The sequence below is a fragment of the Pseudomonas cistanchae genome (assembly GCF_054483635.1).
The window spans coordinates 73041-87023 of record NZ_JBTLWN010000004.1; the positions used below are offsets into that span (position 1 = coordinate 73041).

Annotated in this window: 12 protein-coding genes; 2 read left to right on the forward strand and 10 right to left on the reverse strand. The window is 62.5% G+C overall.

What is annotated here, in order from left to right:
* Window positions 1-17: 17 nt before the first annotated feature.
* The 10 genes from ACX0MV_RS12735 to ACX0MV_RS12780 all read right to left on the reverse strand — a co-directional run bounded on the left by ACX0MV_RS12735 (window position 18) and on the right by ACX0MV_RS12780 (window position 10801).
* Window positions 18-929 carry an EamA family transporter gene (locus ACX0MV_RS12735; protein WP_458982882.1) on the reverse strand — a complete coding sequence of 304 codons (912 nt, stop codon included), beginning with the start codon at window positions 927-929 and terminating at the stop codon, window positions 18-20.
* A 241-nt stretch (window positions 930-1170) separates the two neighbouring features.
* Window positions 1171-2451, reverse strand: a complete 1281-nt coding sequence (locus ACX0MV_RS12740) for a TRAP transporter large permease (protein ID WP_458982883.1) — start codon at window positions 2449-2451, stop codon at window positions 1171-1173.
* Complete coding sequence (locus ACX0MV_RS12745; protein WP_458982884.1) at window positions 2452-2979, reverse strand: TRAP transporter small permease; 528 nt, start codon at window positions 2977-2979, stop codon at window positions 2452-2454. It abuts the gene before it with no gap.
* A gap of 64 nt (window positions 2980-3043) precedes the next feature.
* Window positions 3044-4018: a TRAP transporter substrate-binding protein gene (locus ACX0MV_RS12750; protein ID WP_458982885.1), complete on the reverse strand. Its 975-nt coding sequence runs from the start codon at window positions 4016-4018 to the stop codon at window positions 3044-3046.
* Between the two features lie 68 nt (window positions 4019-4086).
* Window positions 4087-4974, reverse strand: coding sequence for a glucurono-1,5-lactonase (locus ACX0MV_RS12755; protein ID WP_458982886.1), 888 nt, complete (start codon window positions 4972-4974; stop codon window positions 4087-4089).
* A 32-nt stretch (window positions 4975-5006) separates the two neighbouring features.
* Complete coding sequence (locus tag ACX0MV_RS12760; protein ID WP_458982887.1) at window positions 5007-5825, reverse strand: NAD-dependent epimerase/dehydratase family protein; 819 nt, start codon at window positions 5823-5825, stop codon at window positions 5007-5009.
* Between the two features lie 439 nt (window positions 5826-6264).
* Window positions 6265-7785: a tripartite tricarboxylate transporter permease gene (locus ACX0MV_RS12765; RefSeq protein ID WP_458982888.1), complete on the reverse strand. Its 1521-nt coding sequence runs from the start codon at window positions 7783-7785 to the stop codon at window positions 6265-6267.
* A gap of 9 nt (window positions 7786-7794) precedes the next feature.
* A complete protein-coding gene (locus ACX0MV_RS12770; RefSeq protein ID WP_458982889.1) occupies window positions 7795-8322 on the reverse strand; it encodes a tripartite tricarboxylate transporter TctB family protein in 528 nt (175 codons plus the stop codon).
* Window positions 8323-8387: 65 nt separating this feature from the next.
* Window positions 8388-9356 carry a tripartite tricarboxylate transporter substrate binding protein gene (locus ACX0MV_RS12775; protein WP_458982890.1) on the reverse strand — a complete coding sequence of 323 codons (969 nt, stop codon included), beginning with the start codon at window positions 9354-9356 and terminating at the stop codon, window positions 8388-8390.
* 44 nt (window positions 9357-9400) lie between these two features.
* Window positions 9401-10801: an enolase C-terminal domain-like protein gene (locus ACX0MV_RS12780; RefSeq protein ID WP_458983199.1), complete on the reverse strand. Its 1401-nt coding sequence runs from the start codon at window positions 10799-10801 to the stop codon at window positions 9401-9403.
* 575 nt (window positions 10802-11376) lie between these two features.
* Between ACX0MV_RS12780 and kdgD the strand changes: the two genes are divergently transcribed.
* Both kdgD and ACX0MV_RS12790 read left to right on the forward strand, forming a co-directional pair.
* Window positions 11377-12288: a 5-dehydro-4-deoxyglucarate dehydratase gene (gene kdgD / locus ACX0MV_RS12785; protein WP_458982891.1), complete on the forward strand. Its 912-nt coding sequence runs from the start codon at window positions 11377-11379 to the stop codon at window positions 12286-12288.
* A 212-nt stretch (window positions 12289-12500) separates the two neighbouring features.
* Complete coding sequence (locus ACX0MV_RS12790) at window positions 12501-13937, forward strand: aldehyde dehydrogenase family protein (RefSeq protein ID WP_458982892.1); 1437 nt, start codon at window positions 12501-12503, stop codon at window positions 13935-13937.
* The last annotated feature ends 46 nt before the right edge of the window (window positions 13938-13983 follow it).

Below are 13983 nucleotides of genomic sequence, written 5' to 3' on the forward strand. Positions count from 1 at the left end.
GCCATCGCCGGCATGCCTCAGGCCGGCCGGCGATAAGCCAGCAGGACGATGCCGCTGACCACGATCAGCCCGCCGACGATCTGCACCCCATTGAGCAACTGATCCAGGATCAGCCAGCCGAACACCAGGCCTGCGACCGGCTCCATGTTCATCACCGGCGCGTTGCGGGCGATGTCGAGCCGCGTGACGAGAATGAACAGCGCGGAAAACGCCACGCCGTAGAGCAGCACCAGACACCCCAGGGCGATCCAGCCGGTGGTGGCGTTGGGCAGGCCCATGCCGCCGGGCAGCAACCCGGTGGCGCCCGCCAGCGCCGAGGCGGCGAACACCACCGCCATGGTCAGCATGCTGCGCACCGCCCCTGGCATCACCGAGAGTTTGTGGTCGGTAATCCACAGTGCGCAGGCGAACACCGCCGCGCCAGTGATGCCGAACAACACCCCTTCGATCCAGCGTGCGTCTATGTCGTCCTGCTCGGCGAGGCGCGCCGGTACATTAAGCACCAGCATCAGGCCGAACAGGATCAACCCCATCAGCAAGGCCGCGCGCCGGGTCGGCCTCGGCCCGCCCAGCGCCCAGGTCAGCAGTGCCAGCATGATCGGCGCGAGGTTGACCACCAGCAGCGCCAGCGCCACCGGAATGCGCGCCACCGCCGAATAGATACAGAAGCTCTGAATGGCAATCAGCAAACCCAGCAGCAGCTGCCAGCCCCAGGTCTGGCGCGTCAGCCTGAGCGACTGGCGTTGCCAGATCACCAGGGCGGCGAGTGCCAGCAGCGTCACGCCGGAGCGACAGAGCATCGCCAGCAACAGCCCGGTGTCGTGATCGAAGGCGATGCGCGCAGCGACGTGATTGCCGGCGAAGGAACAGGCGAGTGCCGCCAGAATGAATACGGCGATATGCCGGGGAAGCAGGGCAGGTGCAGACATAGGGCGAGTGGATGTCCTCGGTTAAATGGAAACGCCGCCAGACCAGACTGTGTGAAAACTACTGCGCTCGCTTAGGCGGCGTTAAAAACAGGCTCGGATGCGAGCCCAGTCGGAATGCTCATTTACAACTCGTAAACTCCGCTTCCTCGCCTGTTTTTGCCTTGCCTAACCTTCGCTCGCTACGTTTTCACTCAGTCTGAAACGGCGGCGTTTCTGTTGCATAGCGTCGGTGCGCAGCCGGTTACAGCACCACGCTCGGCAGCCACAGCGAAATGGCCGGAATATAGGTTACCGCCATCAGCACCATAAACAGCGCGGCATAGAACGGCAGCAGCGCCTTGATGGTGTTCTCGATGGTCACCTTGCCGATGGCGGCGCCAACGAACAGTACCGCGCCCACTGGTGGAGTGATCAGGCCGATACCCAGGTTGACCAGCATGATCATGCCGAAGTGCACCGGGTCGACGCCAATATCCACCACTACCGGCAGCAGGATAGGCGTGAGGATCAGGATCAGCGGGGCCATGTCCATCAGCGTGCCGAGGGCCAGCAGCATGAAATTGATGCACATCAGGATCACGTAGCGGTTATCCGACAGGGTCAGGAACAGCGCAGTGATCTTCGAGGGTATCTGCATCAGAGTCATGATGTAGCCGAAGCTGGCGGCGAAGGCGATCAGGATCATCACGATCGACAGCGTACGCACCGTGCGGTGCATCAGCTTGGGCAGCTCGCGCCACTTGTAGTCGCGGTAGATGAACATGGTCACGAAAAACGCCCAGACCACGGCGATGGAGGCCGACTCGGTGGCAGTGAAGATGCCCGAGAGAATGCCGCCGAGGATGATCACCATGGTGAACAGGCCCCAGAGCGCATCTACACAGATTTTCAGCGCCTGCTTGAGCGGGATGACCTCGCCCTTGGGGTAGTTGCGTTTACGCGCGAAGTACAGGCACATGCCCATCATCACCGCGCTGAGCAGCAGCCCCGGGCCGATACCTGCGATGAACAGCGAGGCGATGGACACCGTGCCGCCGGCCGCCAGCGAATACAGCACCGAGTTGTGACTGGGCGGGGTCAGCAGCGCTTGTACCGAGCCACTGACAGTGACCGCGGTGGAGTATTCACGCGGGTAGCCCTTCTTTTCCATTTCCGGGATCAGCACCGAGCCGACCGAGGCGGTGTCCGCCAGGGACGAGCCGGAGATCGCGCCGAAAAAGGTCGAGGCCAGGATGTTGACCAGCGACAGGCCGCCGCGCACGAACCCCACCAGCACGTTGGCGAAATTCACCAGACGCCGCGACATGCCACCTTCGGCCATGATCGCGCCGGCCAGGACGAAGAACGGGATCGCCAGCAGGGAGAATTTGCTCACGCCGCCGCTGATCTGAATCATGATCGCGTGGAACGGAATATCGATGTACCAGGCGCCGAGCAAGGCCGACAAGCCCAGGGAATAGGCCACGGGTACGCGCAGCATGATCAGCACGAGAAAGCTGCCCAGCAGAATTAGCGCATCCATTTACACCGCCTCCTGGCTGTCTTCAACCAGCTCGAAGTTGACCACGCGGCGGTGGCTCTGGTCGCCGAGGAACAGGCGCTCAAGAACGAAGATCAGGGTCAGGAAACCGCCAATCGGAATAGGTGCGTAGCTGATGCCCACGCGCAGTGTCGGTAGCGTACTCATGAACTGGTTCCAGGTGGCCACGCACAGCTTGATGCCCCAGATGGTCATAAACAGGGCGATGGCCGCCATCAGCAGCTGTACCAGCAGGCTGATGCTGGGCTGCCAGGCGGGCGAGAGGCGGTCGGTAAAGGTGGTCACGGCCATGTGTGCGCCAGCGCGGTAACTGGCGGCGGCACCGATAAAGGTGAACAGCACCATCAGCATGATCGCGATCGGTTCCGGCCAGCCGGAGCCGCTGCCGAGCACGTAGCGGGCGAAGATGCCCCATGGAATGATCAGCGCCATGACGACGATGGCAATGCCGGCGACCCAGATGCAGGCCTGGTAGATCACGTCGTTGACGCGTAACAGCAAATTTTTCATGAGACTTCACCACAGCGTGGCGGCGGCCTTCGCCGCCGCCACGTCGTTCTTCAGAGAGAGCGGGTTACTTCACGGCTTCGATGCGCTTGATCAGGTCGGCGTAAGGCGCGCCGTACTTTTCGCGGATCGGCGCGGTGGCGTCGAAGAATGGCTTCTTGTCGACCTCGATAAACTCGACGCCGGCTTCCTTGAGCTTGGCTTCGCTGGCGGCCGACTTCTCGTCCCACAGGCGACGCTCCTCGAACTGCGCTTCCTTGGCGTACTTCTTCACCAGTTCCTGCTGCTCGGCGGTGAGCTTGTTCCAGGTCGTCTTGGAGATCACGATCGGTTCGGGCAGGATCAGGTGCCCGGTCAGGGTGTAGTACTTAGCGTTACGGAAATGGTTGTGCTCAAGCATGGTCGGCGGGTTGTTTTCCGCGCCGTCGATCACCCCGGTCTGCAGGGCGCTGAAGATTTCGCCGGTGTCCATGGCGATGCCGCTGGCGCCCAGGGCGTTGAAGGTTTCGATGAACATAGGGTTGCCGATCACGCGGATCTTCATGCCCTTGAGGTCTTCTAGGCTGCGCACCGGCTCCTTGGTGTAGAGGTTGCGCACGCCGCCATCCATCCACGCGAGGCCGACCATGTTGAATTCCGACTCGGTGATCTTGTCGAGGATTTCTTGGCCGACGTCGCCGTCGATGACCTTGCGCATGTGCTCGTGATCGCGGAACACGAACGGCATGTTGAACACGTTCACGTCCGGTACCACCGGGCCCAGAGTGCCAAGGCTGACGCGGGTCATCTGCACCGCGCCGATCTGTACCTGCTCGACCACTTCCTTTTCCGAACCGAGCACGCCGCCGGCGAACATCTTGAAGCTCAGCTCGCCATCGGTGGCGGCTTCGATCTTCTTGCCCATGTTTTCCTGGGCGACCACGGTCGGGTAGCCGGCCGGGTGGATTTCAGCAATTTTCAGCGACATCGCGGCCTGGGCAAGGCCCGACACGCAGAAGGCGAGGGGCAGGGCGGCGATAAGCAACTTGCGTTTGAAGGTCATGGTGAAGCTCCAGTCTTGTTGTTGTTGGGAGTGCAGCATTGCGAGGCTGAGGCGAGAGCAGGCGAGCCTCAGCCATTGAATCGAGGTTCCTCCAGGCCGGTGATACCCGGCTGCAGGGCGAACACACCACCGGCCAGCGGCTGATCGTCGAGGTCGCCACCGGGGCGAATCGAGGTGACGAACAGGGTGTCCAGGTTGCGACCGCCGAAGGCGCACATGGTCGGTTTCTTCACCGGTACGGCGAGGGAGCGATCCAGGCGACCCTCGGGGGTGAAGCGATGGATCTGGCCGGCATCGTTGCCGCAGATCCAGTAGCAGCCTTCGGCATCCACGGCGGCGCCGTCAGGGCGGCCCGGGTGCTCGCGCATGTCGACGAACAGCCGGCGGTTGTGCGGCGTGCCGCTGTCGATGTCGTAATCGAAGGCCCAGATGGCCTGGACCGAAGGATGCGAATCGGACAGGTACATGGTTGTGCCATCAGGGCTGAACGCCAGGCCGTTGGGCACGATGAAGCCACTCAGTTGTGCGCTGAGCGGCTCGCTCTGGCCCGCCTGGAAGCGATAAAGCGCGCCCGCGTTCACACCTGCGGCCATGTCCAGCAGCATGCTGCCGACCCAGAAGCGCCCTTGGCGGTCGCAGCGGCCATCGTTGAAGCGCATGCCGCTGCTGGCGTGCTCTACGCCGCTCAGGCGGCTGCTGGTCAGGCTGCCGTCAAGGTTGGCCTGCAGGTGGAACAGGCCGTCTTCCATGGCGGCGATCCAGCCGCCTGCCTGGCTGCTGGCGATACAGGCGAGCATCTGTTCGGTTTGCCAGCTCTGCGTGCGGTTGTCCGAGGGGCTCCAGCGATGCAGGCGCTTGGCCGGAATGTCGACCCAGTACAGGGCCTGTTCGACCACGTTCCACACCGGGCTTTCGCCGACGGCATTGCGGGCGTCGAGAATCAGTTCAGCGTGCATGGCAGCTTTCTCTGAGGATTCGTGAGGGATGTTCAGTCGTCGCCGAACGGGCCGGCTGCGACAAAGGCGCCGCCCTGATAAACCATCGCCGGGTCGTCGGCAGCAGGCATCGGTTGCGCTTCGATCTTGTCGCGGAACACTTCCGAGCTGTCCTGCGCCTTGAAGCCGAGGTGCGTGGCCAGGTGGTTGTCCCACCAGACGTCTCGGTTGTCGGACATGCCGTACACCACGGTGTGGCCGACATTTGGCGTGTAGAGCGAACGCTCGATCAGTTGGGTGAGGTCGCTGAAACTCAGCCAAGTGCTCATCATCCGGCGGTTGTGCGGCTCGGGGAACGAGGAGCCGATGCGGATGCTCACGGTCTCGATGCCGTAGCGGTCGAAGTAGAAGCTGGCCATGTCTTCGCCGTAGGACTTGGACAGGCCGTAGTAGCCGTCTGGGCGGCGCGGGGCGTGGGCGTCGATGGTTTCATCCTGCTTGTAGAAACCGATGACGTGGTTGGAGCTGGCGAAGATCACCCGCTTGACGCCATGCCGGCGCGCCGCTTCGTAGATATGGAACACGCCGCAGATATTGGCGCCGAGCACTTCCTCGAACGAACGCTCGACCGAGACGCCGCCAAAATGAAGAATGGCATCCACGCCTTCGACCAGTTGATGCACGGCCGCTTTGTCCGCCAGGTCGCACACCTGCACTTCTTCCTGTGCATTGGCGGCGGGTGCCATGTCGGCGATATCGGACAGTCTCAGAATCTTGGCGTAGGGCCGCAGGCTTTCCCGCAGAACCTTGCCGAGCCCGCCTGCTGCACCGGTTAGCAGCAGGCGATTGAAGGGTGTGTAGGTAGTGGTCATGGCAGTCTCGGCTTCTCTGCTTGTTGTTATTGAAATCTGTTATTGGAATGTCATCGGTTGTCGTATGACTTGATCCGATTATCAGGAGTCTCGCTCGCGTTTGTCAACGCGACTATGGTCGAAAACCTGCCCGATTTGACGGCTGAATGACGGGATAATTTCATCGCGATGATTACCGGACCCAGTGCGGCTAGTGGCGTATTGACGCTCTAGCTCGGCACTTTGATCGGCCCTGGTAAACAGCTCCCGTCAGTACTCCATGCGCGGCCGGGCAAGCTCCAGCCGATAGACAATCTTGTTTGCTCAATTGCTATGTTGTACGACAACTAGGTGCTTGACCTGCCTGGTCCCGCAACTCGTGCGTCAAACCATCGTGAACGCCATTACCGCAATGCCGTTCACCTGGTGGGCGAGCGGCGTTGCGGCATGCCGGCCTACCTCAGGTGCGCAGGATCTCGCTGACCATGCTTTTCTTGGGACGCAGCGAGCTGACGATCTGCCAGATGATGAACGCCAGCGCCAGGCCGAGGAAGCTGCCGGCGATGGGGGTGGTGAAGAAGTCAGCGAAGTTGCCATCGGAGAGCATAAGGCCCCGGCGCAAATTGGTTTCCGCCATGGGCCCTAGGATAAAGCCGATGATAAAGGGCGCTGCCGGCATCCCTGCTTTGACAAAGGCGTAGCCGAGCAAGCCAAACAGCAGGATCGACCAGACGTCGAACAGCCGGCTGGACAGGCCAAAGGCACCGACTACACAGAGCACCAGGATGATCGGCAGCAGGATGTGCTTGGGCACGTCGAGCAGCTTGATAAACAGGCGCAGGCCGTAGAACTCCATAAACAGCATCATAAAGGTGGCGACGATCAGCGCGGCGAAGATGGTGTATACCAACGGGCCCTGGCTGATGAATAGCAGCGGGCCGGGCTGGATACCGTGGATCAGGAAGCCGCCGAGCATGATCGCGGTGACGGTATCGCCGGGAATGCCCAGGGTCATCAGCGGCAGCATGGCGCCACCAATGCCGGCGTTGTTGGCGGTCTCGCTGGCAACCACGCCGCCGATATTGCCCTTGCCGTAGGTGTGCCCGTCCTTGGCGCGCTTCTTGGCGATGATGTAGGACACCAGATTGGAGGTGCCGGCACCGATGCCGGGGAGGATGCCGATGCCCAGGCCGATCAGGCCGGAGCGCCCGGCGTTGGGCAGCTGCTGGCGGAACTCCTTGAGCGAGAAGCCGAAGCCCTTGATGTTCTTCATACTCACCGAGCGGGCTTTGCCTTGCACAGCATGGCGGCCGGTTTCGGCCAGCTTGATGATCTCGGCCACGGCGAACATGCCGATCATTACGGCCAGCATGGAGAAGCCGCCGTTGAGCTCGCTGAAATCGAAGGTGAAGCGGCGAATGGCTTCCACCGGGGCGATGCCAACGGTGGACACGGCGATGCCCAGGCCGCCGGCGAACAGGCCCTTGACCATCGAGCCGGCCGACAGCGTGGCGATCAGGGTCAGGGAGAACACAGCGATGGCGAAGTATTCATGCGGGCCGAAGCGCAGCGCCACCTTGGCCAACTGCGGGGCGATAAACATCAGCGCAACGATGCTGAAAATGGTGCCGAGAAAGGAAAACACGATGCCGACGCCGAGCGCCTTGACCCCATGGCCTTGCTCCATCAGCGGGCCGCCATCGAACACCGTGGCGATGGAGGAGGGCGTGCCGGGGATCTTCAGCAGGATCGCCGAGATCAATCCGCCCGAGGTTGCACCGATAAACAACGCCACCAGCAGCGACAGGCCCGCCTGCGGCCCCATGGTGAAGGTCAGTGGCAGGCACAGGGCCACCGCCATGGTGGCCGACAGGCCGGGCACGGCACCGAAGACGATACCCATGGCCACGCCGACGGCCATCAGCAGCATGATGTTGAGCGAGAAGACGGCACCGAAGCCTTGCTGCAGTAATTCGAGCATGGTCGATCCTCAGATGAAGTTGTTCAGCAGGCCGGCGGGCAGCATCAGATCGAAGGCCTGGCGGAACAGCAGGAAGATGGCGGCCGAGCAGACCACTGAAATCAGCAGGTAGACCAGATGATTGGCCTTGTGCTGCACCGGGGTCAGTACCAGGAACTGCAGGTAGAGGTAGACCACCGTCATCAGCGGAAAGCCCACCGGGCCGAGCAAAGCCATATAGCCGAGGATCAGGCCCAGGGTCAGCAGCACGGTCTTGGGCTCGACGACGCTGGCCGGGGCTTCCTCGGCGTGACTGGCGGGCAGCTCGCCCTGGGCATCGCGAGTGCTTTCGGCACCAAGCGCGGGCTTGGTGGCGAGGGCGGCGAACACCTGCAGCACACCGAGCAGCGTCAGGAAGCCGGCCAGTAGCAGCGGCAGGGTGGCGGCGTCGACGCCTTGGTGGTTGGGCAGTTGGTAGGCCATCACCAGGTAGGCGAGGCTGCAGCCGATCATGGCCAGGCCGATGATCAGCTCTTTCTTGTTAGCGGTAGCGTTCATGGCGAAACCTCGAAGAACGAATGCGCAACGCTGGCGGGATCACCCGGCCAGCGTTGCGTCATGAATCACTTGCCTTGGCGCATCTCATCCTTGAACTGCATGAAGTCGTCGCGGGTCTTGGCCAGGATCGCCTTGGCGTCCTCGGTGCCGAAGTAGGCGACCGGCTGCTTGAACTTCTTCAGGTCCTCGGCGTACTCGGGAATCTCGGTGATCTGCTTCATCAGGTCGGCCATCTTGGCGACGATGGCTGGGTCAGTGCCCTTGGGGAAGGCGACTACGTAGGGCTTGTCCATGGTCAGGTCGAGACCCTGCTCCTTGAGGGTCGGCACGTCGCCGAGCAGCGGGTTGCGCGCGTCGTTGGGCTGGCCGAGGGCTACCATCTGGCCGCCGTTGACGTAGTCCTGTACCGAACCATAAGTGATGGCGCCGAGGTCGAGGCGACCACCGAGCATGCCGACCACGCGGTCTGAAACCGTGCCGCCGTCGACCATCTTAAGCTTGATGCCGGAGAGTTTTTCCAGCATCAGGCCCTGGGCGTGGGAGAAGCTGCCCATCTCGGTGCCGTAGGTGATGCTGCCCGGAGCGGCCTTCGACTTGTCGATCAGCTCCTGCATGGTATTCACGCCCGCGTCCTTGGACGCAACGAAGACGGTGCTCTTGTCGACGCCGGCGAAGCAGCAAACATCGAAAGTCTCATAGCTGTCTTCGGTCAGGCCGGCCACTTCGTTGACGATCAGCTGGCCCGGATGGGTGAACAGGATGGTGTTGCCGTCCGCCGCCGCGCCTTTGACCTGTTCGGCGGCGAGGGTGCCGCCGCCGCCGGCGACGTTGGTCACCACCATGGTCTTGCCGGTGATCTGGTTGAAGTACTTGGCCATCATCCGTGCGTTGAAGTCGGTGTCGCCGCCGGGGTTGGCGATGACCACGACCTGCACCGGGCGGGTCGGCCAGTTGGGAGCGTCGGCCGCGAAGGTGCTGCCGGCAGTAAAGGTCAGCATGGCCGACATCAGGGACGCGCAGAGTGTTTTTTTCATTGTAAGTCTCCGGTGGTGAGGTGTTGCTGAGGCAGCGGTGAACGCTAGGCCGGTTGGCGGCCAAGGCTCGGTTGCTTGGGGTGGTACTGCCAGTCTGGAACCAGGTACTGCATGGCCATGGCGTCGTCGCGCGCGCCATTGGCGACTTCCTTGTAGAGCGCGTGGGCGGCCATGATTCGCGGCATGTCAGGCTCGATGCCAAGGCCGGGTCTGTTCGGCACCTCGACCTGGCCGCCGACTATCCGCAGCGGCTCGCGGGTCAGGCGCTCTTCGCCTTCCTGCCAGATCCAGTGGGTATCGATGGCGGTGATGCGCCCCGGTACGGCGGCTGCGGCGTGGGTGAACATGGCCAGGGAAATGTCGAAGTGGTTGTTCGAGTGCGAGCCCCAGGTCAGGCCGAACTCTTCGCAGACCTGGCCAAGGCGCACGGCGCCCTGCATGGTCCAGAAGTGCGGGTCGGCCAGCGGAATGTCCACGGCTTCCAGGCGTAGCGAATGGCCCATCTGTCGCCAGTCGGTGGCGACCATATTGGTGGCGGTGGGGATGCCGGTGGCGCGTTTGAATTCGGCCATGATCTCGCGGCCGGAGTAACCGTTCTCCGGGCCGCAGGGGTCTTCGGCATAGGCCAGTACATGATTCTGGCCCTTGCACAGGGCGATGGCTTCGTCCAGCGACCAGGCGCCGTTGGGGTCGAGGGTTACGCGGGCATCGGGGAAGCGCGACTTGATTGCACGAATTGCGTCCATCTCCTCCTCGCCGCGCATCACCCCGCCCTTGAGCTTGAAGTCAGTGAAGCCGTAGCGCGTATGCGCCGCTTCCGCCAGGCGAGCGATGGCCGCAGGCGTCAGCGCGGCCTGGTGACGCAGGTGATACCAGTCGTCAGCCGAACCATTGCCGGTCAGGTAGGGCAAGTCGGTGCGCTGACGCTCGCCTATATAGAAGAGGTAAGCGAGCATCGGCACGCGGTCGCGCTGCTGGCCATTACCGAGCAGCTCGGCCACCGGCACCTCAAGGTGCTGGCCGAGCAGATCGAGCAGGGCGGCTTCCACGGCAGTGATGACGTTATCCAGGCGCAGGTTGATTTCGTGCGGCTGTTGCAACACCCGTGCTTCGGATTCCGAGGTGACCTGATGCTGGGTGGTCTGCGGGCCTTTGCCGCGTCCGGCGATGGCCTGGCGCAGGCTATTGAGCACGCGGTTGTAACGGCCGACCGGCTGGCCGATCACCAGGTCGCGGCAGCGTTCCAGTGCCTGGCGAATGCCTTCGCCGCCTGGCACTTCACCGCAGCCCGTGCGCCCAGCGCTGTCGGTGAGCAGTACCAGGTTGCGGGTGAAGTAGGGCGCGTGGGCACCACACAGGTTGAGCAGCATGCTGTCGCGGCCGGCCACGGGGATGACCTGCATATCCGCTATCCGTGGGGTCTGTGTAGGGGCCTTTTCAAACATGGGCATGATTCTCCTGGGGACGGTGCAGGGATAGGCCTAACCGTGAGCGGGCAGGTCGCTCGGCGTTGTGGGTAAGGTGTTTGGCGAGGGAAGCGTGCAGACGTGGGCGCGGTTCGTTGTAGCGATGCGCTGCCTGGCAGGTCGCGGGCTGGCTAAGCGGGCGATGGCTGTTGCTGGGCATGCAAGAGGCGCGGGGGCCTGGGTGCTGATAATCATGGCTAGGGCCTGATTCTTGTTTTTAGAGTGTCATACGTTGTCATACGACTTGGCCCGATTATCAGCAGCGTTTGTCGAGCTTGTCAACGCGTGCCGAGCCGGAAAGTTTTGCCAGTGATCAGGCGTAGCCATTTGGCTCGGTCACCGTTTTATTTTCAGCGCTCTGTTCTGCCGTTTCAGCGGCGTCCGTGGTGAGTAGCGCGGTCTTTTGACTGATGCGTTGCTGTCGATTGGGGTGGGGCGCTATCGACGATGGTCGGTAGTGCAAAGTGATAGCGCTTATCTTTGTTGTACGATAACGTATCTCTACAGCTGCGGCTGACGCTTCCCTCACAATCGATTTACAGGGTGTTCGAATAATGAATCCACAAGAACTGAAGTCCATCCTCTCTTCCGGCCTGCTGTCTTTCCCGGTGACCGACTTCGATGCTGCCGGCGATTTCCGCGCCGATACCTATGCCCGCCGCCTGGAGTGGCTGGCCCCTTACGGTGCTTCTGCGCTGTTCGCCGCCGGTGGTACGGGTGAGTTTTTCTCGCTGACGGGTAAAGAGTATTCGGCCGTGATCAAGACCGCGGTCGATACCTGCGCCGGCAGCGTGCCGATTCTCGCCGGCGTCGGTGGTCCGACCCGTCAGGCCATCGAAATGGCTCAGGAAGCCGAGCGTCTGGGGGCTAAAGGCCTGCTGCTGCTGCCGCATTACCTGACCGAAGCCAGCCAGGAAGGCGTGGCGCTGCACGTTGAAGCCGTGTGCAAGTCGGTGAAGATCGGCGTGGTGGTGTACAACCGCAGCGTCTGCCGCCTGAACGCGCCGCTGCTGGAGCAGGTGGCGGATCGCTGCCCGAACCTGATCGGCTACAAGGACGGCATCGGCGATATCGAGCTGATGGTCTCCATCCGCCGTCGTCTGGGTGATCGCCTGAGCTACCTTGGCGGCCTGCAGACTGCCGAAGTCTACGCCGCCGCATACAAGGCGCTGGGCGTGCCGGTGTACTCCTCGGCGGTGTTCAACTTCATCCCCAAGACCGCGATGACCTTCTACCACGCCATGGCGCGTGACGATCACGCCACTGTAGGCCAGATCATCGACGAGTTCTTCCTGCCGTACCTGGCCATCCGCAATCGCTGCGCCGGTTATGGCGTCAGCATCATCAAGGCGGGCGCAAAGATTGTCGGGCATGACGCCGGCCCCGTGCGCACGCCGCTGACCGATCTGCTGCCGGAAGAGTACGAAATGCTGGCCGCGCTGATCAAAACCCAGGGCGCGCAATAACCCCGCGCAACATCCCCATGTGCCGGTGTTCCGGTACACAGCTTTAGGGGATGGGACCGCCGAGGTCGTGTGCACCGACGTCACGAACGGCTGGTGCGCACAGCGCCCCCTACGGGCGAGACGGCGCCAAGTCACCGTAGGGTGCGCCGCGCGCACCAATGAGCCGCGTGGCGTACCCAGCGACCCGTAGCCATAGATAGCTAGGAGGAATCATGAGCAAGCGTTACGACAACTACATCGGCGGCCAGTGGGTCGCTGGTACCAGCTATTCGAACAACACCAACCCGTCGGATCTGTCCGATGTGATAGGCGAATACGCCCAGGCCGATGCCGAGCAGGTCAAGCAGGCCATCGATGCCGCCCGCGCCGCGTTCCCGGCCTGGTCGACCTCGGGTATCCAAGCGCGCAGCGATGCGCTGGATAAGGTCGGCAGCGAAATCCTCGCCCGCCGTGAAGAGCTCGGCACCCTGCTGGCGCGGGAAGAGGGCAAGACCCTGCCCGAAGCCATTGGCGAAGTCAGCCGAGCCGGCAATATCTTCAAATTTTTTGCTGGCGAATGCCTGCGTCAGGCCGGCGAACTGCTGGCTTCGGTGCGCCCTGGCGTTTCGGTGGAAGTCACCCGCGAACCGCTGGGCGTGATCGGCCTGATCACCCCGTGGAACTTCCCTATCGCCATTCCCGCCTGGAAAGTCGCTCCGGCCCTGGCCTACGGCAACTGCGTGGTGCTCAAACCGGCCGATCTGGTACCGGGCTGCGCCTGGGCAATTGCTGAAATCATCTCCCGCGCGGGCTTCCCGGCCGGCGTATTCAACCTGGTGATGGGCAGCGGCCGCGTGGTCGGTGAAGCCATCGTGCAGAACACCCAGGTCGATGGCGTGAGCTTTACCGGTTCGGTCGGTGTTGGCCGCACCATCGCCGCCAACTGTGTGGCGCGTGGCGCCAAGGTGCAGCTGGAAATGGGCGGTAAGAACCCGCAAGTGATCCTCGATGACGCGGACCTGAAAACCGCTGTCGAGCTGTCGGTGCAGAGCGCCTTCTACTCCACCGGTCAGCGTTGCACCGCTTCCAGCCGTTTGATCGTCACCGCCGGTATCTACGACCAGTTCGTTGCGGCCATGGCCGAGCGGATGAAGTCGATCAAGGTCGGCAACGCCCTGGAAAAAGGCGTGGACATCGGCCCGGTAGTCTCCCAGGCGCAGCTTGAGCAGGACCTGCGTTATATCGAAATCGGCAAGCAGGAAGGCGCACGCCTGGTCTGCGGTGGTGAGCGGGTTTCCTGCGAGCAGGACGGCTACTACCTGGCGCCGACGCTGTTTGCCGACAGCACCGCCGATATGCGCATCAGCCGCGAAGAGATCTTTGGTCCGGTGGCCAATATCGTCAAAGTCGCCGACTACGACGCGGCACTGGCCATGGCCAATGACACCGAGTTCGGTCTGTCCGCCGGTATCTGCACCACCTCGCTGAAATACGCCAACCACTTCAAGCGGCATGCCCAGGCCGGCATGGTCATGGTCAACCTGCCCACTGCCGGGGTGGACTACCACGTGCCGTTCGGTGGTCGCAAAGGGTCGTCCTACGGCAGCCGTGAGCAGGGCAAATATGCCCAGGAGTTCTATACCACGGTGAAGACCACCTATATCGGTTAAGACCGGTGCAGGTCGTAGTCCGGATGTAATCCGGGAGAACCTCCCC